Consider the following 1,669-nt stretch of genomic DNA (forward strand, 5'->3'; position numbering starts at 1 on the left):
TCCTGTGCGGGGCCGTCCCCGCTGCAGGCCGCTGGTGATGCGGGTCGTCCCGCGGGCGTCTGTCGATTCCGAGCATCGATCCTAGTCGTCGATCGCCGGGGAGGCTGTCAGCGGGGTCACCGCCCGGACTCGCCCCCGTTACCTTTTCGGCGGCGCCTGGATCGTCCAGGATGAGCAGGTGCCGGCCAGCCGGTCCTCGGCATGATCGTTGCCCCCAGTCGTCCATGATCCGGGGGGTGTTGTCACCGAGGACCGGTCTGGTGATCACGGATCGCTGATAGAGGCGGGGTCCCCCTCACGAGGGTCTTTGTAACGTGGATGCCGAGCGTGATCACCACAGGGCTGGCCAGCACACCCATGGCCCGACCAGCCCAGGAGCAACCGCCATGACCACCCCAACCCCGGCCGTGTACATCGGCCTCGACGTCGGCAAATCCGACCACCACGCCGTCGCCCTCACCACCGCTGGCGAAAGGGTCTACGACAAGGCACTGCCCAACGACGAAACCCGGCTGCGGGCCATCCTCGACGACCTCGCCGCAGCCCACGGGCCCGTGCTGCTCGTGGTCGACCAGCCGGCCACGATCGGTGCCCTGCCCGTGGCCGTGGCGCAGTCCTGCGAAGACGTGGAAGTGGCCTACCTGCCCGGGCTGGCGATGCGCCGGATCGCAGACCTGCACCCGGGCTCGGCCAAGACCGATGCCCGTGATGCCGCGATCATCGCCGAAGCAGCACGCACCATGCCCCACACCCTGCGGGCTATCCGTGTGGATGATGAGCAGATCGCTGAGCTGGCCATGCTCGCTGGCGCCGATGATGATCTCGCCGCTCAGATCACCGCTTCCTCCAACCGGCTGCGCGGGCTGCTGACCCAGATCCACCCCGCCCTGGAGCGCGTGCTGGGACCGAGGATCACGCACCCGGCAGTAGCGGATCTGCTAGGCCGGTACCCGACCCCGGGCAAGCTCAAGACCGCCGGGCCCGGGCACGTGCGCGCCCGGCTGCGCAAGCACGCACCCCGACTGGCGAACACTCTGACGGAGGAGATCTTCGAAGCCCTGGCCCAGCAGACCGTCGTGGTCGCTGGCACCGAGGCCGCAGCCACCGTCGTGCCGATCCTGGCCGAGCAGCTCGCCGGGCTGCTCCAGCAGCGGGCCAGGCTGGCCACCCAGGTGGAGGCTGTCGTGGAGGCCCACCCTCTTCATCCGGTCCTGATCTCGATGCCCGGTATCGGGGTCAGGACCGCAGCACGGATTCTCACCGAAGTCGTGGGCAAGGACTTCGCCGATGCCGGGCACCTGGCCTCCTACGCCGGCATCGCCCCCGTCACCCGCCGCTCAGGGACCTCGATCCGCGGCGAGCACGCACCCCGCGGAGGCAACAAGCGCCTGAAGCGCGCCCTGTTCCTCTCGGCCTTCGCCTCACTGCACCACGGCCCCTCGAGGGCCTACTACGACCGAAAACGAGCCCAGGGCAAGCGCCACAACCAAGCGCTGATCGCCCTGGCGCGCCGCCGCACTGACGTGCTCTACGCGATGCTGCGGGATGGCACCCTGTACGAAGACCCGACCACGCCTCCGGCGTCGTCGTCAGTCGCTCTGGCGGCTTGACGAAAACCATAGAGGCACCCCCCCAGGCGCAAGTCCCGGGAACCGGGCCCGCCTCCGGG

At 69.4% G+C, this 1,669-nt stretch carries 1 protein-coding gene; it reads left to right on the forward strand.

Annotated features, from left to right (window positions below):
- Positions 1–386 precede the first annotated feature (386 nt).
- Entirely contained in the window at positions 387–1,610 is a 1,224-nt protein-coding gene (locus tag IG178_RS24220) for an IS110 family RNA-guided transposase (RefSeq protein ID WP_193215170.1), read from the forward strand.
- The last annotated feature ends 59 nt before the right edge of the window (positions 1,611–1,669 follow it).

Origin of the sequence: Neoluteolibacter marinus (assembly GCF_014904755.1) — a bacterium.
GTDB classification, from domain to species: Bacteria; Verrucomicrobiota; Verrucomicrobiia; order Verrucomicrobiales; family Akkermansiaceae; genus Haloferula; species Haloferula marina.

Excerpts from the sequence above, each read along its gene's own strand:
- IG178_RS24220 (WP_193215170.1), top strand. The coding sequence starts at position 387 with ATGACCACCCCAACCCCGGCCGTGTACATCGGCCTCGACGTCGGCAAA.